Genomic DNA, 23,884 nt, shown 5'->3' on the forward strand with positions numbered 1-23,884 from the left:
TATTATTGAAATAACTTAGTTTTTATATTGAAGTATATTATTTTTTAAATGCTTTAGGTGAATCAACCATTACAGCATCAACACCAATTTCTTTTGCGAGTTGGTAGTCACTTTCATTATTAACACCAAAAACAATGATATAAGCATTACCATTTTTTCTAAAACAATCAATAGCTTCTTTGTCCCATGAAATAACCGCAGGTGAACGGGCTTCACCTAAAGTGTATTTTTCAACAACTTCAATTTTTCGATGTAATTCAAAACCGAACCAACGGGTTTCAGATTCATGATTTTCCATAGGACATTGATGACTTATCACACTATTTGCCAGTATAGTGCGAGTTTCATCTCGGCTTTCGAATAACTGTAATTTAGGCTCAAGAGTTTTCAGTGCATTTAAAAATGCGTCATTAGTTGAATAAAAACGTACTCGATTAACACTATTTGTCTCTTTCAATAGATTAAGAATAGCTTCTGCTTGAATGTTAGGGTCTGCATCAGGTGATTTCAGGTCAACATAGAAAGTTGTATTCGGATATTCTTGCAAAATAGTTTTTAACGTACTAATCGTGGTTTTCTGCAAAGGAAACTGTTGATTATGTTTTTGGCTAAATTGATAAGCCGCATTGATTTGGTTTAGTTGCTCAGCGTTGTATGCGGATACTTTACCTTTTTTATCGGTTAGTTCATTCAGTTTGCTTGGTCGATATAAAACTAATTGATTGTCTTTACTTAATTGTACGGTTATCCAAATCGCATCTGACTTATTTTTAATCGCTAAATCAATAGCGTAAAGCGTATTTTCAGGGGCATCCGCAGTTCCTGCTCGATGCGCAACAATTTTAGGGGATAGTGCAAAAGCTGTCTGGCTAGCAAACAGTATTATGAGAGTTGCCATAAAATTAACATATTTTGATGTTGATATAATTGCCATAGATATAATCCATAGATAGTTTTCAAGGTATTGTCGTTGGTAAAACAACTCTTTCTATTACTTTTTTGTTTAAAAGTAAGTATTAACACTTATTTTTAAGACTAACTTTAAGTAGAGTCTTTAATTGGATAGCTTGGCAGATGATTATTGCAATATGATGAATTACCTAGTTATCATTAAGTTAGCACCCTGTTCATCAGTTTTATGGTGATGTAACAATGATTGCATGGCTAGCAAATACACTGTATATTTAATCAGGTGTTTGATTGGCAGGGTTAACTCGTGCGTAAAATTATTCATATTGATATGGACTGCTTTTATGCAGCGATAGAAATGCGGGACGATCCAAGCCTTCGCAATGTGCCTATTGCGGTGGGTGGAAGCGCAAATCGTCGAGGCGTTATTAGTACTGCAAATTATGAAGCCCGTCGCTACGGTGTTCACAGTGCTATGTCCACAGCAATTGCACTTAAGCTTTGCCCGCATTTGAAAGTTGTTCCTGGGCATATGGCACTTTATAAAGAAACCTCTTTGCATATTCAAAAGATATTTGCACGCTATACGGACCTCATAGAGCCCCTTTCTCTTGATGAAGCTTATTTGGATGTTACGGATTGCACACAATTGCACGGCTCTGCAACGTTAATCGCAGAGGCTATTCGCCAGCAAATCTTTGATGAACTGCAATTAACCGCTTCAGCGGGGATAGCGCCAATAAAGTTTTTGGCGAAAATCGCTTCAGATATGAATAAACCCAATGGTCAATTCGTAATCACACCGCAAAATATCGATCAATTTGTTCTTAACTTGCCTCTAAAAAAAATTCCTGGGGTGGGTAAGGTAACAGCCCAAAAATTAGCGGATATGGGGTTGATGACTTGTGCGGATGTCCAAAAATATGATGTTGTTGAATTGATTAAAAGCATGGGTAAATTTGGACAGGTACTTTGGGAGCGTTGCCATGGTATCGATGAGCGAGCTATTAACCCTGATAGGCTGAGAAAGTCGGTGGGGGTTGAGCGTACGTTTGCTGTGGATATTGACCAGTGGGGGGATTGTTTGCTGCTGCTTGATAAATTATATGATGAACTCCAACGGCGTTTGGCGAAGGTAAAACCTGACCTACGCATTGCTCGCCAAGGTGTGAAATTTAAATTTGCAGACTTCCAGCAAACCACACAAGAACACGTATATCCAGTTCTCAATAAACAGGATTTAGTGCAAATAGCGAAACAAGTTTGGGATAATCGGCGCCTAGGGCGTGGTGTTCGGTTAGTTGGCTTACATGTGATGCTACAAAGCCCACAGCTTGAAAGACAACTATTACTTGAATTATAAAAAAACACCCATCGTATGATAGGTGTTTGATTTGCAATTAATTAGTTGTTTATTCTTTAACTGGAATTGCTTTTAAAACCGCAGTTAATAATTTCCAATACTCACCAACGCTTGCAATATGCACACGCTCATCAGGGGAGTGTGCCCCACGAATGGTTGGCCCAATAGAAACCATATCCATGTCTGGGTAAGGTTTTTTGAATAAGCCACACTCAAGGCCTGCATGGATCACCATCACATTAGGGATTTTACCAAACAGTTTGTTGTAGGTATCGCTAACTAAATGCATCACTGGTGAGTCTGCATCTGGCTGCCAACCTGGGTAGCTGCCTTCCGCTCGGTATTGGGCTTGTGCTAATTTACTGATAGAGGTCAGCATGTTAACAACGTAGTTTTTGCCGCTATCGATAAGAGAACGCACAAGAAAGATAATTTCTGCTTTATCTTCAGTTAGTCGTACAACGCCTTCGTTAAGTGATGTTTCAACCACACCAATGGCAACATCACTCATGCGAATTACACCGTTTGGCGCAGCATTTAAGAAGAAAACAAAACGTTTTTGGCAGTCATCAGAAAGCGCTTTTAACTCACTCTGTGCTTCGTCTAGCAGTAGAACAAGGTTAGGTTCGACGACAGCTAATTCGTTTTTCAGAATATCTTCATAACGTGCTCTTAATGCCGTTAATTCAGCAACTTTGTCTGCTGGAATAGCAATAACGGCATAGGCTTCACGAGGAATAGCATTACGGACAGTACCGCCTCTGAAATCTAATAATTTCAGGCTTAAATCTTCTGCGTGTCCTGCCAGAAAACGGGCTAGCAGCTTATTGGCATTACCTAAGCCTAAATGTACATCACCACCTGAGTGCCCACCTTTTAAGCCTTTTAGGGTCATTGTGAAGGTTTTATAGCCTTGTGGTAAGGCTTCACGAGTCAGGTCAAATGTGGTTGTAAAATCAACACCTCCAGCACAACCCATGTAAATTTCACCTTCTTCTTCAGAGTCGGTGTTAATCAGAATATCTGCTTGCAACCAGCCTGCTTTCAAGCCAAAGGCACCTTCCATACCGGCTTCTTCGGTCATGGTCAGGAGAACTTCCATTGGGCCATGTTCAACACTATCATCAGCAAGAACCGCCAATGCAGAAGCTAAACCAATGCCGTTATCAGCGCCTAATGTGGTTCCTTCAGCAGTGACCCACTCTCCATTAACATATGGACGAATTGGGTCTGTTTTAAAGTCATGCACCGTGTCGTTATTTTTTTGTGGCACCATGTCTAAGTGAGCTTGTAAAACAACCCCTTTGCGGTTTTCATAACCAGGTGTTGCAGGTTTACGGATCAGAATATTGCCCACTTCATCGCGTTCAACGTGAAAGCCCTTTTGTTTAGACCAATCAACAATATGCGCTGCTAAGGCCTCTTCATGGTATGAAGGGTGTGGGATAGAGCAGATTTTAGCGAAGATGTCCCATAGCGGTTGGGGGGATAATGTAGCAAGTTCAGACACGTTTTTCTCCTTTTCCCGTCATATTTTGAGTTGTAGTGTTGTTGGCTTCACTCGTAAACCCTAGTCACATACTTATGCATGCTCCTAGGGATTTTCTCATTTGCCGCCTAGCCACAACCCAAATTATTTAGGGAAAATATTTAATTTCCTTGGGGTATGGCATCACTAGTTTTATTGACCGAGCAACTCAAATTACCTCAGAGATTTTTAGTTGAGTTATGTTAGTTACTAGCTTGATATGCAAAATTAAATGATGCATTGCTGATAAACTCAGGATAACACTTTCTTTTGAGCAATGGACAGTGTAAATGATAATAATTAATGACGAATGACGCTTTTTGCTGGTTTTTAACCGCCCAAATCACTATAATCTCGCGCAACCTTTTTTCCGCAAGACACATTTCAGATTTACTCAGCAGTCGGGACCCGAATTATATGAGCGAAAAATATGTCGTAACGTGGGATATGTTGCAAATACATGCCCGTAAACTCGCACAACGTTTATTACCAGTAGAGCAATGGACTGGTATTATCGCGGTTAGCCGTGGTGGCCTTGTTCCTGGTGCACTTCTCGCACGCGAACTTGGTATTCGTAACGTTGACACCGTTTGTATTTCTAGCTATGACCATGACAACCAGCGCGAATTAACCGTGATTAAACGCGCCGAAGGTGATGGTGAAGGCTATATTGTGATTGATGACCTCGTTGATACTGGCGGTACAGCACAAGCTATTCGTGATATGTACCCTAAAGCGCACTTTGTGACTATTTTCGCAAAACCAGCAGGTCGTCCATTAGTTGATGATTACGTTGTGGATATCCCACAAGACACATGGATTGAACAGCCATGGGATATGGGTGTCGTTTTTGTTAAACCATTGTGTGAACAAGATAAATAAATCGGTGTTTCAGGCGAGTTTTAGGTGAAAAAACATTGTTATTATAAAGTATTATCGACTTTATTGATTGCAAGAACACATTAATACCTAAAATTTTTAAGCTAAACGCGATATAATTTGGGGAATGCATTTTTGCATTCCCTTTATTTTTTGGCCAAGTTCAACTCTGATAGACAAGGAAATAGGGATGACTCAGCAAAACCTTTCAGAAAAACTTTTCAAACCTAAAGTCAGGCAAGTTGAAACGTCAACACTAGTCACTTATTCATCTCAAACCATTTCTCAAATCAAAGAACATAGCGTGTTAAGCGGGTCTCATCATGCGGGGTGGTATCGTATGATCAACCGCTTAATGTGGATTTGGCGAGGGATCGACGCCTTAGAAATTGAAGAAGTACTGAGCCGCATTGCTATCTCTGATGCCGAGCGCAGTAATGATAACTTATTGGATACGGTCATTGGCAACCGGCGCGGAAACTGGTGTTTTGAATGGTCCCAGCAAGCCATGCATTGGCAGCAAAAAGCATTAGAGTTTGAGAAAGGTGCAGAGGCAGGGGATGCTTGGTTACGTTCAGCTAACTTGTACAGCATTGCTGCTTACCCATTTATTAAGGGCGATGAGCTTGCTGACCAAGCTATTTTGCTGGCTTGTAAAGCTTATGATAGCGCAGCGAAATTTTCTCAATACCGCTTAAAGAAAATTCCATTTAAAGTTGATGGTGGAAAAGAAGTCTGCGGCTTTCTACATATCCCTTCACAGGGTCAAGGGCCTTACCCGACGGTGATGGTCTGCGGTATGTTAGATAGCTTACAAATTGATTTTTGTCGCTATTTTCGTGACTACCTTGAACCTCTTGGTATTGCGATGCTAACACTGGACATGCCATCCATTGGTTATTCTGTTAAGCAAAAACTGACCCAGGAAACAAGCACGTTACATGAGCAAATCGTTCGCCAACTAGGGGATATTGCTTGGATTGACCATACGCGTTTTGGCATTGTGGGCATGCGTTTTGGCGCAAATATAGCATTAAGATTGGCTTATATGTGCCCTGATAAGATTAAAGCAGTCGCTGTCATAGGGCCAATTGTGCACAGTTTATTGCATGAAGAAAAATATCAGCAAGATATTCCTCGGATGGTTTTGGATGTGTTCGCCAGTCGCTTGGGTATTTATCAAGTTGATGGTTCTGCTTTACGCCATGAATTAAGCTGTTATTCACTTAAAAATCAGGGGCTTTTAGGGAAACGTAATCAAGTTCCAATGTTATCGGTTAGCCTTAAGGATGATATTTATAGCCCTAAAGCGGAATCTGATTTAATTCGACGTTCATCGATGGATGCTGACACGATAATTTTACCAAGCAAGCCTGTTTTTGCTAATTTTGAAAAGGCATTAAGTGAAACTACCAATTGGTTAAAAGCAAAAATACTTTAATTTTATTTAATAACTTGCTTATTTTTTCCCATTTGTTAAAAAGGGATCTTCCCAAGAAGGAGATCCTTAACATGGCTTTACCGACTGATTACTCAAATGGAAAGTATTTAAAGAAGTTTGCTACGATAGGACCTTATTTACGTGAAAAACAATGTTTAAATGGTTGTTATATATTTGATAGCCTTGTTGTTTGTGTAAATGCAAATATTGCTCCAGAAAAACGTGAATTTTGGGGGTGGTGGCTAAAATTGGTTGCGACTGATAAAGGCTTTGAATTTACTTATCATTTTGGCCTATACAATAGCCATGGTAGCTGGCAAGTTAAAACCTTAAAAGATGCAGCAACCATTGAGGCGACTGAGCAAAATTTAGTGTCTTTTCATCAAGCCCTTGTTAAACAATTATCTGAACTTGAGTTGAGCCTCTTTCCCTCCCCGCTAATGGCAGAATTAAAACTGGAATTAAGCGCATAAATTTGTTTTAAACCAACTTTTGTTGAATTTTGCGTTATGCCTGTTGGCATAACGCGCTTCTCCTGATAAAAATGATACCTACTTTTTGGTTTATTAATCCTAATGGCAGAAAAATGATGAAAAATAGCCAGACGCTGGTGGTTAAATTAGGGACCAGTGTATTAACAGGGGGCTCGCGCCGTTTAAATCAAGCTCACATTGTTGAGTTGGTTAGGCAGTGCGCGCAGCAATATGAAAAAGGGCATCGTATTATTATTGTGACTTCTGGGGCAATTGCCGCAGGTCGCGAACATTTAAATTACCCCGAACTGCCGGCTACCATAGCATCTAAACAGTTGCTTGCGGCGGTCGGTCAAAGTCGTCTGATTCAGTTATGGGAACGGTTATTCTCCATTTATGGCATTCATATCGGGCAAATGTTACTGACACGAGCCGATTTAGAAGACAGAGAACGTTTCTTAAATGCACGAGATACCTTGCAAGCACTGTTAGATAACGGAATTATTCCAGTTATCAATGAAAATGATGCCGTTGCTACCGCGGAAATAAAAGTCGGTGATAATGACAATCTATCTGCTTTGGCTGCGATCCTCGGTGATGCTGACAAACTGTTATTACTGACTGATATCGAAGGCTTATATGATGCCGATCCACGCAGTAATCCAAACGCAAAATTGATCCCCGAAGTATATGGTATTAATGATGAACTTCGTGAAATGGCGGGGGGAAGCGTAAGTGGGTTAGGAACCGGTGGAATGGCAACTAAACTGCAAGCGGCAGATGTCGCAGGCCGTGCAGGGATTGATGTTATCATTGCTGCTGGAAATAAACCGGATGTTATTAATGCGGTTATTGAAAACCTTCCTGTTGGCACCCGTTTTTATGGGCAAAAAAACCCAATGGAAAATCGTAAACGTTGGATTTTCGGTGCTCCAGCCGCTGGGGATGTGTACATTGATGATGGTGCACAACTGGCGATCATGGAAAAAGGCAGCTCGTTATTGCCAAAAGGTATTCAGAAAATTGAAGGTGATTTCTCTCGAGGTGCTGTGATCCGTATTCGTAATATGGCAGGAAAAGACCTTGCTCATGGGGTCAGCCACTATAATAGTGATGCACTTAGAATGATTGCGGGGCACCATTCACAAGAAATCAGCAAAATACTTGGTTATGAACACGGTTCTGTGGCCGTTCATCGTGATGATATGATAGTGAGTTAATTATGTTAGAAACAATGGGTAAGGCGGCAAGGGTTGCTTCGTGGCAATTAGCTCAGTTAAGCACCAAACAAAAAAATGCAGCACTATTACAAATTGCTGATCTACTAGAAAAAGACAATGCAGTTATACTTGCAGCGAATCAAAAAGACATGGCGCAGGCAAAAGAAAGCGGTATGACTGAAGCGCTGCAAGACCGCTTATTATTGACGCCAGAGCGTTTAAAAAGTATTGCTGATGATGTCAGAAAAGTATGCCAATTAGCGGATCCTGTTGGGCAAATCATCGATGGAAGCCAATTGGATAGCGGTTTAAATTTGCAACGTCGTCGTGTCCCACTAGGGGTTGTTGGTGTTATTTATGAAGCTCGTCCTAATGTCACCGTGGATGTGGCTTCGTTATGTTTAAAAACAGGTAATGCGGTTATTTTACGTGGCGGGAAAGAGACTCATCATACTAACCTCGCGGTGGTGGAAGTTATTCAAAAAGCATTGGAAAATAGCGGGCTACCAGCAGATGCAGTACAAGCTATCAATAACCCAGACCGTGAATTAGTCGCGCAATTACTCAAATTAGATCGCTACGTCGATATGCTAATCCCTCGCGGTGGTGCGGGTTTACATAAATTATGCCGTGAGCAATCAACGATCCCAGTCATTACGGGTGGAATTGGCGTTTGCCACACATTTGTTGATAAATCGGTGGATTTTAATAAAGCCATTAACGTGATTATTAATGCAAAAGTTCAGCGCCCAAGTGCCTGTAATTCACTTGAAACATTATTAGTCCATAAAGAGATTGCGAATGAGTTTTTACCGTTTTTAAGTGACAAAATGGCGCAGCAACAAGTTACACTACATGCAAGTGAGAAAGCGCTTCCATTGCTAAAACAAGGCCCAGCAAAAGTTGTTGATGTAAAACCTGAAAACCTTGTTGATGAATGGCTATCACTGGATCTTAACGTCGAAATTGTTGATGATATTGATGCAGCTATCGACCATATTCGCCAGTATGGCACCGCACATTCTGATGCTATTTTGACAGAGTCTATCCATCAAGCTGACTATTTTGTTCAGTGTGTAGATTCAGCAGCGGTATATGTTAATGCAAGTACTCGTTTTACCGATGGTGGGCAGTTCGGTTTAGGCGCAGAGGTTGCCGTGAGTACGCAGAAATTACATTCACGTGGCCCTATGGGGTTAGATGCGCTGACAACGTATAAATGGATCGGATATGGCGACTTTTTAAGTCGTCCATAGAGAGTAAAAATGATGAGATAGCCACACTTGTGTGGCTTTCTTTTTTTATTTGCCAAATTAGGCAATTTATCATAAGCAAATTTGTAGTTAGTATTGCTTAGTATTTATGATGATGGGATGAAATTTAATGTTTTACATTATCGGTCCAAGAGGTGCGGGTAAAACCACAATTGGTAAAAAGTTTGCAGAATCTAAAGGTTATCAATTTGTTGATACAGATAAATTGATTTTAGAAAAAGCCGGAAAAAGTATTGCTGAAATTGTTGAACAGCACGGTTGGGATTACTTTCGCCAGTTAGAGACTGACGTCCTTAAGTCGATTACGCAAAGCGATATGATTGTTTCAACTGGTGGGGGGCTTGTTCTCGCAGAAGAAAATCAGCAAATTATGCGTAATAACGGCACCGTTATTTATTTAAATACCAATCCTGAAGTTTTAGCAAAACGCCTTGCTGCAGAGCCACAAGCAGATCAGCGGCCAAGCTTGACGGGGAAATCTTTAGTTGAAGAAATTGAAGAAGTGATGCAGCAAAGGGAGCCTATCTATCGCGCGACAGCACACCATATTATTGATGCTGCGCAGCCAGTCGACGATATCATCACACAACTTAATGATTTAACTTAAACGTATTTAGGGTAAGCCATCGGTATTTTCGGAATATACCAATTAGAGTAAAGGGAGCGGCTCAGTAAGATAGACGCAACTAAGGGTAGAAACGTATCACTCTAATATATAAAAATATAATCATAGTATAGGGACTCATTATGTTGGCAAAGATAGTCAAAACAGTACTTAAATTTTTATTTCGTGTACAAGTTATTGGTGATGCGAAAGAATTTAGTCATGATAAATGCTTAATTACACCTAATCATGTTTCTTTCCTTGATGGTGTATTAATTGCACTTTTCTTGCCTGTTAAACCTGTATTTGCTGTTTATTCGACATTTGCCACACCGAAAATGGTGAAGCGGCTTAAGCCCTATGCAGATATTGTCCCCCTTGATCCTGCCAACCCTCTAGGTATTCGCCATCTTGTTAAAGAGGTAGAAAAAGGGCGCCCGATAGTTATTTTCCCAGAAGGCCGAATTTCGGTTCATGGATCTTTAATGAAAATATACGAAGGCGCAGCGTTTGTGGCCGCAAAGTCCGAAGCAAAAGTTGTGCCTATTCGTATTGAAGGGGCTCAATATAGCCACTTTGGGCGTCTGAAAGGGATTTTTCCATTAAAATGGTTTCCGAAGATCACATTGCATATCTTGCCGGCACAAGATATTCCAATGCCAGAAGCACCTAAGGCTGTAGAGCGTCGAGCCTTAGCGGGTGAACACCTGTACCAAATCATGAAATCTGCTCGTATGTCTTGTTTACCACAAGTCACATTAGTTGAAGAATTTATTCAAAGTGTCCAGTTTTTTGGGCGCCGCACGCCTTGTATTGAAGATATCGCATTTAAAGAGGATTCATATCAATCTCTATTGAAAAAAACGTTAGGGGTTGGTCGTATTATCGAACGTTATACACATGAAAATGAAAGGGTTGGCTTATTATTGCCAAATGCGACAGTCACCGCGGCTGCGATCTTTGGCGCTTTAATGAGAGGCCGAGTACCTGCTATGCTTAATTACACTGCGGGCAGTCATGGTATTAGCAACGCGTTAAAAGCTTCTGCAGCGAAAGTGGTCTTTACTTCCCGCCAGTTTTTGGAAAAAGGCAACTTAACGCATATTCCAGAACAAGTGCCAGAAGCCAGTTGGATTTACCTTGAAGATTTAAAAGACACGGTAACATGGCAAGATAAAATATGGATTATTAAGCACTTACTTAACCCTAAAAAAGCGATTATTCCCCGAAAACCGTCCGATGAAGCGATTGTTTTATTTACATCCGGCTCAGAAGGTACACCCAAAGGTGTTGTCCATAGCCATGCCAGTTTAATGGCAAACGTAGAACAAATTAAAACGATCGCTGATTTTACACCTCGTGACCGCTTTATGTCATCACTGCCGCTATTTCACGCATTTGGTTTGACGGTTGGCTTATTTATCCCACTATTTTCAGGGAGCCGAGTTTTCCTTTATCCAAGCCCATTGCATTACCGGATCATTCCTGAATTAGTCTATGACAAAAACTGTACCGTATTATTTGGGACATCAACCTTTTTAGGTAACTACGCACGGTTTGCTCATCAGTATGATTTTGCACGTTTGCGTTATGTGGTTGCCGGCGCAGAAAAATTATCGGATAAAACGAAAAAGATCTGGTTTGATAAATTTGGCATCCGAATTCTTGAAGGTTATGGGGTAACTGAGTGTGCACCAATTGTATCAATCAATGTCCCTATGGCCGCGAAAGAAGGCTCTGTAGGGCAGATTTTACCCGATATGGAAGCGCGAATTATCCCAATCTCTGGTATTGAACAAGGTGGTAAACTACAGCTTAAAGGCCCAAATATCATGAAAGGGTATTTGCGTGTTGAAGCTCCAGGCGTACTTGAAACACCGCAAGCTGAAAATGCACAAGGTGAAATAGAGGAAGGTTGGTACGACACAGGTGATATCGTTGAATTAGATCATAAAAATTTCTGTACGATAAAAGGCCGTGTTAAACGTTTTGCTAAACTTGCAGGCGAAATGGTTTCCCTCGAAAGTATCGAGCAAATGGTGGCCTCTCTTTCTCCTAGTGCAAATCACGGTGTGGTTACAAAGCCAGACAGCAGTAAGGGTGAAGCGCTTGTTTTGTTCACAACAGATAAAGAATTAGACCGTAGTGCATTGTCTAGCGCAGCCAAAAGCAAAGGGTTAACCGAGTTAGCGGTTCCTCGCGATATTCGTTTTGTTAAAGAGTTGCCAGTACTCGGTAGCGGTAAAACGGATTTTGTCACATTAAAGCAAATGGCATTAAAGGATGAATAAGATGCAAGAAAGTACTTCCAATTCACCGTTAATGAGCAGAGGGATGAAAGCCGTTCTTGCTTCACAGTTTCTCTCTGCATTTGCAGATAACGCATTATTATTCGCCATATTAGCCCAGCTAAAAGCCGAATTTTACCCTGAATGGAGTCATCCTATCCTGCAAATGGTGTTTGTTTTTACGTACATCGTTTTAGCACCGTTTGTTGGGCAAATCGCAGATAGGTTCTCAAAGGGACGCGTGATGCTGTTTTCTAACATCTTCAAGTTTATTGGGGCATTAGGGATTTGTTTTGGCCTAAACCCATTCCTTTGTTATGGGTTAGTGGGAATCGGCGCAGCTTCATATTCACCAGCTAAATACGGTATTTTGGGGGAACTGACCGGGGGAGATAACCTCGTTAAGGCCAATGGTGTCATGGAAGCTTCAACAATCGCAGCCATTTTAGTGGGGTCAGTTGTTGGCGGAATGCTTTCCGATATTAACTTAATCTTAGCGCTGGGAACATGTGCTGTACTATACGCATTAGCCGTTATCGCGAATTTTTTCATTCCACACTTACAAGCTGCGAGGCCTGGAAAAGGTTGGGATCTTAAATTATTGATGACGTCTTTTTTTAGTGCTTGTCGCGTGCTATGGGCAAACCAAGAAAGCCGTTTTTCACTAGTAGGAACCAGCTTGTTTTGGGGGGCTGGGGTAACGCTACGTTTTCTGCTCGTTGCATGGGTACCTGTGGCGTTGGGGTTACAAGACAACACAACACCAACTATTCTAAATGCCATGGTTGCGGTGGGAATAGTCGCAGGTGCTGGGCTTGCTGCCAAATTTATTACTTTAAAAACGGTTTATCGTTGTATCCCTGCTGGCGTTATTATCGGGGTAATGGTGGTGTTACTTTCGTTGCAAACTAATATTATTCCATCCTATTTTATTTTAATTATTCTTGGTATTTTTGGCGGTTTATTTGTCGTTCCGTTGAATGCATTATTGCAAGAAAAAGGGAAGGAGACCGTTGGGGCAGGGAATGCGATCGCGGTACAAAATTTAGGTGAAAATAGTGCAATGCTGATTATGTTAGGCTTGTACTCATTAGCAATTAAAGCAGGTTTGTCAGTTGTGAATGCGGGTATTGGTTTTGGTGCTGTCTTCGCAATTGCGATTGCGGGTTTATGGGTTTGGGATCGTGCTCGTAAAAAAATGGTATAAAGGTAGATAACATCATGATAGATGAGAAGCTGCTTGAAACACTGAGTATTCAGGTTGGGCTAAAACTGAAAGAACAGGGTAAAACAGTCACAACCGCAGAGTCTTGTACTGGGGGCTGGGTCGCTAAGGTTTTAACCGATATATCGGGTAGTTCAGATTACTTTCAGCGTGGCTTTGTGACATACAGCAATGAAGCAAAGCATCAGATGATCGGTGTTAAGGATGAATCTTTACAGCGATATGGCGCTGTAAGCCAACAAGTTGTGACTGAAATGGCGACAGGTGCTTTACAAGAAGCCAGTGCAGATTTCGCTGTTTCAGTTAGTGGGATAGCAGGCCCTGGGGGCGGTAGTGTAGAAAAACCTGTTGGTACGGTATGGTTTGGTTTTGCACAAAAACAGGCAGACCAAACGGTATTTGTCACTACACAACATAGAGTGTTTCAAGGAAACAGAAATGAAGTTCGTTTTCAATCAACAGTTTATATACTTGAAACACTTTTAAAACAGTTAAATTAAAAATTTCCTTGATACTGTATGATTATACAGTATAATTAATTTCAACAAACCGAATTCAATCGTTTTATTTGCAGTGGTCAAATCATTGCACTTAGGGAGTAAACATGGCTATTGATGAAAACAAACAAAAAGCACTTGCAGCAGCATTAGGCCAAATTGAAAAACAATTTGGTAAAGGCTCCATTATGCGTCTTGGTGAAGATCGCTCTATGGATGTTGAAACTATCTCAACAGGCTCCTTATCCCTTGATGTTGCATTGGGTGCTGGTGGCTTGCCACTAGGTCGTATTGTTGAAATCTACGGCCCTGAATCCTCAGGTAAAACAACATTAACCCTGCAAGTTATTGCAGCAGCACAACGTAGCGGTAAAACGTGTGCTTTCATCGATGCTGAACACGCTTTAGACCCTATCTATGCTAAAAAACTAGGCGTAGATATCGATAACTTACTGTGTTCTCAACCTGATACAGGTGAGCAAGCGCTAGAAATTTGTGATGCATTAACTCGTTCAGGCGCAGTTGATGTGATCATCGTTGACTCCGTTGCTGCGTTAACACCGAAAGCTGAAATTGAAGGTGAAATTGGTGATTCACATATGGGCTTAGCAGCTCGTATGATGAGCCAAGCAATGCGTAAATTAGCGGGTAACTTAAAGACATCTAACACTCTACTGATCTTTATCAACCAAATTCGTATGAAGATTGGTGTTATGTTTGGTAACCCAGAAACAACAACGGGCGGTAATGCATTAAAATTCTACGCATCTGTTCGTTTAGATATCCGTCGTATTGGTGCTGTGAAAAATGGCGAGGAAATCGTCGGTAGTGAAACTCGCGTTAAAGTAGTAAAAAACAAAGTTGCAGCACCGTTTAAACAAGCGGAATTCCAAATTTTGTATGGTGAAGGTATTAATACCTTTGGTGAGCTAATTGACTTGGGTGTAAAACACAAGTTAATTGAAAAAGCTGGGGCTTGGTATAGCTATAACGGCGACAAGATTGGCCAAGGTAAAGCTAATTCAACAAATTATTTAAAAGAGCATCCTGAAGTCGCTCAAGAAATTGATACCAAACTGCGTGAAATGCTATTGAACCACACCGGTGAATTTAGCAGTGCGGCAACAGACTTTATCAATGATGCTGATGAAGAAGAAACACCAGAAGAATTTTAATATCAACCTAATTGATTGATTAATTGATAATTTATAGGCGCTCCACTGATGTGGTGGCGCCTGTTTTATTTTACACCTATTGCATTAATAGTTTATTGAACAGTTTTTCTGTGGAAAAATACACCAGTGAAACGTATAAACATACTTTCAGAAAATATCTAGACGCTTTACAATGAAAGCTGCGAATGGATGTATCTATATTTTACTTCTGCACAAAGAGACTTTATCTTATCAGTCACTTTTCAATCGGAGAGTTGATTAGAGGTGATGTTACATTCCATCTCAACAATTCGTAATTCTGTTTCCAGCTTGATATCGGGATAAATATGAGTAAAAGCACCGCTGAGATCCGTCAAGCGTTTCTCGACTTTTTTCATACAAAAGGTCATCAAGTGGTCTCTAGTAGTTCACTAGTGCCAAATAATGACCCTACACTATTGTTCACAAACGCAGGGATGAACCAGTTCAAAGATGTATTTCTTGGCCTGGATAAAAGAGCATACTCCCGAGCGACAACTGCGCAGCGCTGTGTGCGTGCAGGTGGTAAACATAACGACTTAGAAAATGTGGGCTATACTGCTCGCCACCATACATTTTTTGAAATGTTAGGCAATTTTAGCTTTGGTGATTACTTTAAGCATGACGCTATTCGTTTTGCTTGGGAGTTATTGACCAGCGAAGAGTGGTTTAACTTACCAAAAGAAAGGTTATGGGTGACCGTTTACGCAACTGATGACGAAGCTTATGATATCTGGAATAAAGAAATTGGTATTCCAGTTGAGCGTATTATTCGTATCGGTGATAACAAGGGTGCACCATATGCGTCAGATAACTTCTGGCAGATGGGTGATACAGGTCCTTGTGGCCCATGTACCGAGATTTTCTATGATCACGGTGATCATATATGGGGTGGGCCTCCAGGAAGCCCTGAAGAAGACGGTGACCGCTATATTGAAATTTGGAACTTGGTGTTCATGCAATTTAACCGTCAGTCTGACGGGACAATGGAACCTCTACCAAAACCTTCAGTTGACACAGGAATGGGCTTAGAGCGTATTTCTGCGGTATTGCAGCACGTTAATTCAAACTATGAAATTGATATTTTCCGTGAACTTATCGCAGCTGCAGCTAAAGCAACTGGCGCGACAGATTTAGAAAACAAATCATTACGTGTTATTGCTGACCATATCCGTTCTTGTGCATTCCTTGTTAGCGATGGCGTTATTCCATCGAACGAAGGTCGTGGTTATGTGTTGCGTCGTATTATCCGTCGTGCTGTTCGTCACGGTTATATGCTTGGTGCAAAAGACACCTTCTTCTACAAATTAGTTGCGCCACTGATTAAAGTCATGGGGTCTGCGGCAGATGAACTTGGACGCCAGCAAGCTATGGTTGAAAAAGTTCTTAAGACCGAAGAAGAGCAATTTGCTCGTACTTTAGAACGCGGTCTTCAATTATTAGATGAAGAACTTGCTTCACTGAAAGGGGATACTCTGGATGGTGAAGCTGCATTCCGCTTATATGACACCTATGGTTTCCCAATCGATTTAACGGCAGATGTTTGCCGCGAACGCAATATTAAAGTCGACGAAGACGGCTTTGAGCGAGCGATGGAAGACCAGCGTCGTCGTGCACGTGAATCCAGTGGTTTTGGCGCGGATTATAACTCTTTAATTAAAGTTGATAAGCGTAGTGAATTCTCCGGTTATCAATATGATGAGCAACAAGCCACTATTACTGCACTATATAAAGATGGCCAGCCTGTAGACAGCTTGAATGCGGGTGAAGAAGGCTTAGTTATACTAGATAAAACAGCATTTTATGCAGAGTCTGGTGGGCAAGTCGGTGATACGGGTTATTTAAATAATGAGAGCGCGAGTTTTAAAGTCACGGACACGCAAAAATATGGTCAAGCGATTGGGCATATTGGTCAAGTAGAAGCGGGTTCGCTGGTTGTTAACCATAGAATTACTGCATTCGTGGATAACGCTAGACGTGATGCTATCCGTTTAAATCACTCAGCAACGCACTTACTGCATGCGGCATTACGCCAAGTATTAGGCGACCATGTTTCTCAAAAGGGTTCACTGGTTAATGATAAATACTTGCGTTTTGACTTCTCTCATTTTGAGGCGATGACACAAGATCAACTACGTCAAGTAGAAGATATCGTGAATGCGCAGATCCGTAAAAACTTAGAAATTGAAACTGAGCTGATGGATTTAGAAGGCGCTAAAGCAAAAGGTGCTATGGCATTGTTCGGTGAAAAATATGAAGAGCGCGTGCGCGTTCTGAGTATGGGTGATTTCTCTATCGAGTTATGTGGTGGTACACATGCGCGCCGCACTGGAGATATTGGTTTATTCCGTATCTTGAGTGAATCTGGTACGGCAGCAGGCGTTCGTCGTATTGAAGCGACGACAGGCACAATGGCGATTGAAAGCATTCATCATCAATCAGAGCAACTTTCGGCAATTGCACACTTAGTAAAAGGTGATATGAATAGCCTTGTCGAGAAAGTAAAAGCGGCATTGGACAAATCTCGCCAGCTCGAAAAAGAAATTGTGCAACTAAAAGGTCAACAAGCATCTCAAGAAAGTGCTTCACTAAGTAGCAAAGCGAAAGAGGTGAAAGGCATCAAATTGTTAGTCAATCAATTAGGAGATACTGATCCTAAGTTATTGAGAACTATGGTTGATGACCTTAAAAATCAGTTGAAATCAGCGATTATCGTGCTTTCAACAACAAGTGGTGATAAAGTCAGTATGATCGTTGGGGTAACTAATGATTTGACGGCTAAAGTTAAAGCAGGGGATTTGATTTCCCACATTGCAAGTCAGGTAGGTGGTAAAGGTGGTGGCCGCCCAGACATGGCTCAAGCAGGAGGTACTGACGCTAGCGCATTACCTGCTGCTATGGCGAGTGTCGAAGAATGGGTTGAAGCACGCCTGTAAGCACTTACAAAGTTGCCTCATTGAAAAATGAGGCAACTTTAATCTGTTGCGGCATTGTTAATGTATCGTTTGTAGTGCTATATTTTGCTTGTAAATAATTAGAATGCTTGTATTGATGGCATCAATGCTTTAGGTGAATGTCATTGCTTTACGTTTTCACGGTGTGTGATGGACAATAGCGGGGGATACCTAGAGACCCGACTCTTTTAATATTTCAAGGAGCAAAGAATGCTTATTCTGACTCGTCGAGTTGGTGAAACACTCATGATAGGCGATGAGGTAACAGTTACTGTATTGGGTGTCAAAGGCAACCAAGTTCGTATTGGTGTTAATGCCCCAAAAGAAGTTTCTGTTCACCGTGAAGAAATTTATCAACGGATCCAGGCTGAAAAGACTCAACCAGATAATCAATAATAATGAATAAGCGTCCAATGATTGACCACACAGCAAGAATGGGCGCTTGTCTTACTCGTATTATTTCTAAAAATACCCTTTCGTTTTATAATTCTCTAGCGTCAAACTCATTTTATTGTTTAGTCTTAGGTTTCCTTGTACTGAAATTTTGTTCCCTTTTGTTTGAAAGATAGGCTAGTCAATCCTGTGAACTTATTTTTATTCATTTATAGAATAATTTTGTCCCTGTGTTTTTGTTTATAAAGTTAGTGTCATAAGGGCTGAAAAGTATCTTTTTCGGTGTTAAACTAATCATCTTGCTTGTGAAATGTGCAAACGGACAACGGAATGCAAAAAGTTTGGAAAAATTGTTTGACTTCTAAGTCTAGGAAAGTAATATGTGCGCCACACAGCAACGAGATGTTTGAAAAAACAAATCGTGTGTAACTAAAATATGGTGAGGTGGCCGAGAGGCTGAAGGCGCTCCCCTGCTAAGGGAGTATGCGGTCAAAAGCTGCATCGAGGGTTCGAATCCCTCCCTCACCGCCATTTTAGATTATGCATCCGTAGCTCAGCTGGATAGAGTACTCGGCTACGAACCGAGCGGTCGGAGGTTCGAATCCTCCCGGATGCACCATCTTTAACCCTATGAGAAAATCTGATGGGGTATTGTTTTGGTTTTAGCAGCAAAACAAGACAGTAACTAAGAAGTTGATTTATAGAAGTAGAAGTTGATACAGAAGTTTGAGAGAGCAGCACATCTTGCATTAAGTATGCATCCGTAGCTCAGCTGGATAGAGTACTCGGCTACGAACCGAGCGGTCGGAGGTTCGAATCCTCCCGGATGCACCATCTCTTAGCTAATAACTTAGCAATATCAATAATACCTTTTAATTTAACTCAATAATAGTTATTGAAACTATCGATTTACTATCGACCAAATTTTGCATCCGTAGCTCAGCTGGATAGAGTACTCGGCTACGAACCGAGCGGTCGGAGGTTCGAATCCTCCCGGATGCACCATCATTAAGAAACTCCTCATTTGAGGAGTTTTTTTTTGCCCAAAATTGTCATTTATAAAATTAACTAAATCGTATTTTCTATACCACTTTGATTTATTCCCTCATAAACCACACATCTAGACAGCGACAATTTATGTGATTTAGGCTAAAGTAATTGCCTTAATAAAATAAATTAACATCACAGGCGGGAGGTCGACTTGATCCCGGACGTATCGAAAGCGCTCTCATGGTTAGAGGCGCACCCAGAAACACTAAATGGTATTCAACGTGGTATAGAGCGTGAAACATTGCGTGTAACCCCTACAGGCGCAATTGCAGAGACCTTGCATCCAGAAGGGCTGGGAAAAGCTTTAACACATAAATGGATCACGACAGATTTTGCGGAGTCCTTACTCGAATTTATTACTCCTGTAGATAAAAGCATTAGCCATAATTTGGCTTTTTTGCGGGATTTGCATCGTTATACAGCTCGTCACCTTCAGAATGAAAGAATGTGGCCGTTGAGTATGCCATGCTTTATTGAAAGTGAAGATAGAATCACTCTTGCACAATATGGTTCTTCTAATGTGGGGCAGTTTAAAACACTGTACCGTGAAGGCCTTAAAAATCGTTATGGTGCTTTGATGCAGACGATAGCAGGGGTGCATTATAACTTCTCTTTGCCGATCGAATTTTGGCAAGCATGGGCAGGAATTGAAGACGCAGAAAGTGGTAAAGAAAAAATTTCTGAAGGCTATTTACGCCTGATTAGAAATTACTATCGCTTCGGTTGGGTTATTCCTTATCTATTTGGCGCATCTCCGGCTATCTGCGGCTCTTTTTTGAAAGATAGGGAGACAACGCTATCATTTGATAAAACGGACTGTGGTACGTATTACTTGCCTTATGCGACATCATTACGCATGAGTGACTTAGGGTATACAAATAAATCACAGAGTGATTTAAACATCACATTCAATAAATTGGATGAATATGTCGAAAGCCTGAAAAAAGCCATTTATAAGCCTTCTGCTGAATTTGAAAAACTGGGTGTTAAAAAAGATGGCAAATATATTCAACTGAATACGAATGTGCTACAAATTGAAAATGAGCTCTACGCTCCAATACGACCTAAACGCGTACCTAAAGGCAGTGAATCACCTTCTGATGCGTTATTACGTGGTGGTATTGAGTACATTGAAGTCCGCTCACTGGATATCAACCCATTCAGTGCGATAGGCGTTAATGAAACTCAAGCACGTTTTGTTGATCTATTCTTAATATGGTGTGTACTTGCTGATGCACCTGAAATGAATGCACAGGAATTAGACTGCTGTCGTCAAAACTGGAATCGTGTCATTCTTGAAGGTCGTAAACCAGGCCAAGTGATTGGTTTCGGCTGTGGCAGCGAAGTTAAACCACTAGTTGACGTTGGACAGCAATTATTTAATGACTTGATCCGCGTAGCTGAAGTGTTAGACACTTGTTGTGATGCCAAATATCAAGAAGTTTGTCACCAATTTTTCGCTATGTTTAAAGACCCAACTCTCACATATTCAGCGCTTGTTATGGATGAAATGTTAGAAAAAGGTATTGGTGGTTACGGGTTAGAATTAGCTGAAAAATATTTTGAACAGCTAGTGAATGAGCCGTATGAAGTGATAACTGAAGAGCAATTTGAACAAGCACGATTAGCTTCAATAGAGAAGCAAGCAAAGATGGAACAAAGTGAGAGCGAAAGCTTTGAGGACTATCTGCGCATTCATGCAGGACGCTAAAAGAAATGGCCACGCTAGGTGGCCAAAAAAAATCTCTTAGAGAATTAGGGATGATAACAAATTGCGCGTCTTTCAATAATTCAGACTCTGTATTTTCAAAATAGTTTCATTTATTTTAGAAAATATTTTTTATTTTCGAGGAGGTCACGAAATGCCATTATTAGATAGCTTTACTGTCGATCATACTCGCATGTCAGCACCTGCTGTACGTGTGGCAAAAACCATGAAAACACCAAGCGGTGATACCATCACAGTTTTTGATTTGCGTTTTACTGTACCCAATGAAGAAGCCATGACAGAAAAAGGGACGCATACTTTAGAGCACCTCTTTGCAGGCTTTATGCGTGATCATCTTAACGGAAATGGTGTTGAAATTATTGATATTTCACCAATGGGGTGCCGTACTGGTTTTTATATGAGCCTTATCGGCCAGCCAGATGAACTGCGTGTTGCTAAGGCCTGGAAGGCTGCAATGGAAGATGTTTTGCAAGTGAAAGACCAAAACAAGATCCCTGAATTGAATGTCTATCAGTGTGGTACATACAAAATGCACTCACTGGAAGAAGCCCAGCAAATTGCACGTAATGTTCTTGCATCAGAAATTGGCATCAATAAAAATGATGAATTAGCATTACCGGCAGAGAAACTTGAACAGCTACACGTTTAGCTTTTTATCAAATATTCTCTATGAAAAGAGCCAATTAAGGCTCTTTTTATTTTTATATGAGAATTAGATTGCAAGTTTATGACTAAATCAAAGGTCAGGGACTTGAGAACTAAATGTAAGAGGCGTGATCCTTACTTGTTTAACGATATTTTCACTCATCGCTAATACTTCGATAAGGTAATGGCCTACCACAATTTGCTCTTCAAGTTGTGGAATATCACCGATGACCTCTAAAACCATGCCATTAACCGTCCTAGGACCGTCTATAGGGAGATTCCAATCAAAAGCCTTATTCAGTTCACGAATATTCGCAGAACCGTCTACAAGAACGCTCCCGTCACTTTGTGGCAATACTTCTTCAGCCAAAGATGGTGACATAGAGGTTGTGAAGTCACCTACTATCTCTTCTAATATATCTTCGACAGTGATAAGGCCTTGAATTTCACCGTATTCATCAACAATGATCCCAAGTTTTTCTTTATTGTGCTGGAAGTTAACTAACTGAATATTTAATGGTGTACTGTTAGGAATAAAATAAATGTTATCCGCAGCTTTAATGAGGTTTTGCTTATTAAACTCACGCTTTTCCATCATGAGACGGTAGGCTTCGCGGACGCGTAAAATACCAATGGAGTCATCAAGTGAGTCACGGTATAACACAATACGGCCATGAGGTGAGTGGGTGAGCTGCCGAATAATTGATTTCCAGTCATCATTGACATCAATACCAACAATTTCATTCCTTGGCAGCATAATATCGCCGACAGTGACTTTGTCTAAATCTAGAATTGAAATCAACATGTCTTGATTTCGGCGGCTAATTTTATGCTTTGATTCGTTAACAATGGTACGTAGTTCTTCCTTATTAACTGCATCAGTTCGTGCGGTTAGTGACTTCACCCCAATGCAGCGTAACAGTAGCGCTGAAATAGTATTAAATGCCCAAACAATAGGCATCATGACTACTTGCAATGGTTTTAAGAAGTAACTACTTGGGAATGCGATTTTTTCAGGGTACAGCGCTGCCAGTGTTTTGGGCATGACTTCTGCAAAAATGAGGATCACAAAAGTCAGGATCCCTGTCGATATCGCGACTCCTGCGTTACCATACAGCCGCATACCGATAATCGTCGCTAATGCGGATGCGACTATGTTGATTAAGTTGTTACCAATAAGGACTAGACTTAACAGTTTGTCAGGGTGTCTAAGAAGTTTTTCAACGCGGATCGCTGAGCGATTACCTTGTTTTGCTAAATGTTTTAACCGATAACGGTTTAGCGTCATCATCCCTGTTTCTGATGCAGAGAAATAGGCTGACATAAAAATTAAAACAATCAATATGATGATTAGCGTACTCGTGGACACATCATCCAAAACAAGTTTCCTTATATTGTGAAAGTCGTGGCTTTATTTGTGTCAAAATACCATAAACTCCTGTATTAAACGGTTACCAAAAAAAGCCATAGTTAAGATGATTGAGCCACCAACATGGAAAAATAGGACGCGCTTACCTCGCCATCCTCCATGGAAATGCCCCCAAAGTAGAGTGATATAAACAAACCAGGCGATCACGGATAACACCGATTTATGAATATTTTCTTTATCAAAAATATTATCCATATAAATAAAACCGGTACATAAGGTAAGAGTTAGCAAAATGACGCCAACTTGAGTGACGTGGAACATTTTACGTTCAATCACCATCATAGGAGGCATATCGGGGCTAAATTTTAAGGTTTTGTTTTTTAGCTGATGGTCAATTAAAGCCACTTGCAATGCATATAAAGCGGCAATAAGAAGCGTTGCATAGCTCAATAAAGCCAAGCCAATGTGAACAAAAAGTGGTACTCGCGCTTCGAGATGCGTAATAAACTCCCCAGGCATTAGCGTCGACAACATCAAGTTAATGATGGCAAAACTATAGACGATGGGTGTTAAGTACCAAGCTTTTCCCCAGTAAGCGACAACAGTCATAATCACACACATGAGTAAGCTCACTGTTGAGCCTAAATTCAGCAGTGTGAGGTTTTGTCCTTCGGCTTCACTAAAAATCAAAAATTTCAATGTAATTGCGTGAGTCACTAACGCAATCACAGCAAGAAAAAGTGCGAGATAGCGGTAAAGTGGCTGCTTGCGCACTTGGCCGGGGACGATCAGTAATAGACTGACCATGTATGTACAAACTGCTATGACTGCAAATACGGGCATAGTATAG

Annotated in this window: 19 protein-coding genes and 4 tRNA genes; 19 read left to right on the forward strand and 4 right to left on the reverse strand. The window is 40.9% G+C overall.

Annotated features, from left to right (window positions below; translation table 11 throughout):
• Window positions 1-37: 37 nt before the first annotated feature.
• The gene (locus PR809_RS13805; protein ID WP_102139746.1) at window positions 38-934 is read right to left on the reverse strand and encodes a glycerophosphodiester phosphodiesterase family protein; all 897 of its coding nucleotides are present in this window, start codon (window positions 932-934) and stop codon (window positions 38-40) included.
• A 282-nt stretch (window positions 935-1,216) separates the two neighbouring features.
• On the opposite strand from PR809_RS13805, the gene dinB reads away from it, so the two are divergent.
• The gene (gene dinB, locus PR809_RS13810) at window positions 1,217-2,272 is read left to right on the forward strand and encodes a DNA polymerase IV (protein WP_166267731.1); all 1,056 of its coding nucleotides are present in this window, start codon (window positions 1,217-1,219) and stop codon (window positions 2,270-2,272) included.
• A gap of 49 nt (window positions 2,273-2,321) precedes the next feature.
• Here the strand turns inward: dinB and pepD are convergent, their stop codons facing one another.
• Window positions 2,322-3,782, reverse strand: coding sequence for a beta-Ala-His dipeptidase (gene pepD / locus PR809_RS13815; protein WP_206276194.1), 1,461 nt, complete (start codon window positions 3,780-3,782; stop codon window positions 2,322-2,324).
• A gap of 435 nt (window positions 3,783-4,217) precedes the next feature.
• Between pepD and gpt the strand changes: the two genes are divergently transcribed.
• The 18 genes from gpt (at window position 4,218) to luxS (ending at window position 21,669) form a co-directional block, all read left to right on the forward strand.
• Window positions 4,218-4,682 carry a xanthine phosphoribosyltransferase gene (gene gpt, locus PR809_RS13820; RefSeq protein WP_102139783.1) on the forward strand — a complete coding sequence of 155 codons (465 nt, stop codon included), beginning with the start codon at window positions 4,218-4,220 and terminating at the stop codon, window positions 4,680-4,682.
• 187 nt (window positions 4,683-4,869) lie between these two features.
• Window positions 4,870-6,120 carry an esterase FrsA gene (gene frsA / locus PR809_RS13825; protein WP_206276195.1) on the forward strand — a complete coding sequence of 417 codons (1,251 nt, stop codon included), beginning with the start codon at window positions 4,870-4,872 and terminating at the stop codon, window positions 6,118-6,120.
• 71 nt (window positions 6,121-6,191) lie between these two features.
• Complete coding sequence (gene crl, locus PR809_RS13830; RefSeq protein ID WP_102139742.1) at window positions 6,192-6,593, forward strand: sigma factor-binding protein Crl; 402 nt, start codon at window positions 6,192-6,194, stop codon at window positions 6,591-6,593.
• A 116-nt stretch (window positions 6,594-6,709) separates the two neighbouring features.
• Window positions 6,710-7,813: a glutamate 5-kinase gene (gene proB / locus PR809_RS13835; protein WP_102139782.1), complete on the forward strand. Its 1,104-nt coding sequence runs from the start codon at window positions 6,710-6,712 to the stop codon at window positions 7,811-7,813.
• A gap of 2 nt (window positions 7,814-7,815) precedes the next feature.
• The gene (gene proA, locus PR809_RS13840) at window positions 7,816-9,069 is read left to right on the forward strand and encodes a glutamate-5-semialdehyde dehydrogenase (protein WP_206276196.1); all 1,254 of its coding nucleotides are present in this window, start codon (window positions 7,816-7,818) and stop codon (window positions 9,067-9,069) included.
• Between the two features lie 127 nt (window positions 9,070-9,196).
• Entirely contained in the window at window positions 9,197-9,694 is a 498-nt protein-coding gene (aroL, locus tag PR809_RS13845; RefSeq protein WP_102139740.1) for a shikimate kinase AroL, read from the forward strand.
• A 140-nt stretch (window positions 9,695-9,834) separates the two neighbouring features.
• A complete protein-coding gene (gene aas, locus PR809_RS13850) occupies window positions 9,835-11,982 on the forward strand; it encodes a bifunctional acyl-ACP--phospholipid O-acyltransferase/long-chain-fatty-acid--ACP ligase (RefSeq protein WP_166267725.1) in 2,148 nt (715 codons plus the stop codon).
• Window position 11,983: 1 nt separating this feature from the next.
• Window positions 11,984-13,186 (forward strand): lysophospholipid transporter LplT, encoded by a 1,203-nt coding sequence (gene lplT / locus PR809_RS13855; protein ID WP_166267723.1) that lies wholly within the window; start codon window positions 11,984-11,986, stop codon window positions 13,184-13,186.
• A gap of 14 nt (window positions 13,187-13,200) precedes the next feature.
• The gene (pncC, locus tag PR809_RS13860) at window positions 13,201-13,704 is read left to right on the forward strand and encodes a nicotinamide-nucleotide amidase (protein WP_102139737.1); all 504 of its coding nucleotides are present in this window, start codon (window positions 13,201-13,203) and stop codon (window positions 13,702-13,704) included.
• A 104-nt stretch (window positions 13,705-13,808) separates the two neighbouring features.
• Window positions 13,809-14,876: a recombinase RecA gene (recA, locus tag PR809_RS13865; protein WP_102139736.1), complete on the forward strand. Its 1,068-nt coding sequence runs from the start codon at window positions 13,809-13,811 to the stop codon at window positions 14,874-14,876.
• Window positions 14,877-15,202: 326 nt separating this feature from the next.
• Window positions 15,203-17,830: an alanine--tRNA ligase gene (alaS, locus tag PR809_RS13870; RefSeq protein ID WP_206276197.1), complete on the forward strand. Its 2,628-nt coding sequence runs from the start codon at window positions 15,203-15,205 to the stop codon at window positions 17,828-17,830.
• 228 nt (window positions 17,831-18,058) lie between these two features.
• Window positions 18,059-18,244 (forward strand): carbon storage regulator CsrA, encoded by a 186-nt coding sequence (gene csrA, locus PR809_RS13875; RefSeq protein ID WP_004264815.1) that lies wholly within the window; start codon window positions 18,059-18,061, stop codon window positions 18,242-18,244.
• A gap of 435 nt (window positions 18,245-18,679) precedes the next feature.
• Window positions 18,680-18,772, forward strand: a tRNA-Ser gene (locus tag PR809_RS13880).
• An 11-nt stretch (window positions 18,773-18,783) separates the two neighbouring features.
• Window positions 18,784-18,860: transfer RNA gene (locus tag PR809_RS13885), tRNA-Arg, on the forward strand.
• Between the two features lie 138 nt (window positions 18,861-18,998).
• Window positions 18,999-19,075: transfer RNA gene (locus PR809_RS13890), tRNA-Arg, on the forward strand.
• A gap of 94 nt (window positions 19,076-19,169) precedes the next feature.
• Window positions 19,170-19,246: transfer RNA gene (locus tag PR809_RS13895), tRNA-Arg, on the forward strand.
• Between the two features lie 196 nt (window positions 19,247-19,442).
• A complete protein-coding gene (gene gshA, locus PR809_RS13900; protein ID WP_102139734.1) occupies window positions 19,443-21,002 on the forward strand; it encodes a glutamate--cysteine ligase in 1,560 nt (519 codons plus the stop codon).
• Window positions 21,003-21,153: 151 nt separating this feature from the next.
• Complete coding sequence (gene luxS, locus PR809_RS13905) at window positions 21,154-21,669, forward strand: S-ribosylhomocysteine lyase (RefSeq protein WP_166267719.1); 516 nt, start codon at window positions 21,154-21,156, stop codon at window positions 21,667-21,669.
• Window positions 21,670-21,756: 87 nt separating this feature from the next.
• Here the strand turns inward: luxS and PR809_RS13910 are convergent, their stop codons facing one another.
• Window positions 21,757-23,043 carry a CNNM domain-containing protein gene (locus PR809_RS13910; RefSeq protein ID WP_206276198.1) on the reverse strand — a complete coding sequence of 429 codons (1,287 nt, stop codon included), beginning with the start codon at window positions 23,041-23,043 and terminating at the stop codon, window positions 21,757-21,759.
• A gap of 42 nt (window positions 23,044-23,085) precedes the next feature.
• A complete protein-coding gene (locus PR809_RS13915; RefSeq protein WP_102139731.1) occupies window positions 23,086-23,877 on the reverse strand; it encodes a cytochrome C assembly family protein in 792 nt (263 codons plus the stop codon).
• Between the last annotated feature and the right edge of the window lie 7 nt (window positions 23,878-23,884).

The organism is Providencia sp. PROV201, from assembly GCF_028479545.1.
Taxonomy (GTDB): Bacteria; Pseudomonadota; Gammaproteobacteria; order Enterobacterales; family Enterobacteriaceae; genus Providencia; species Providencia huaxiensis.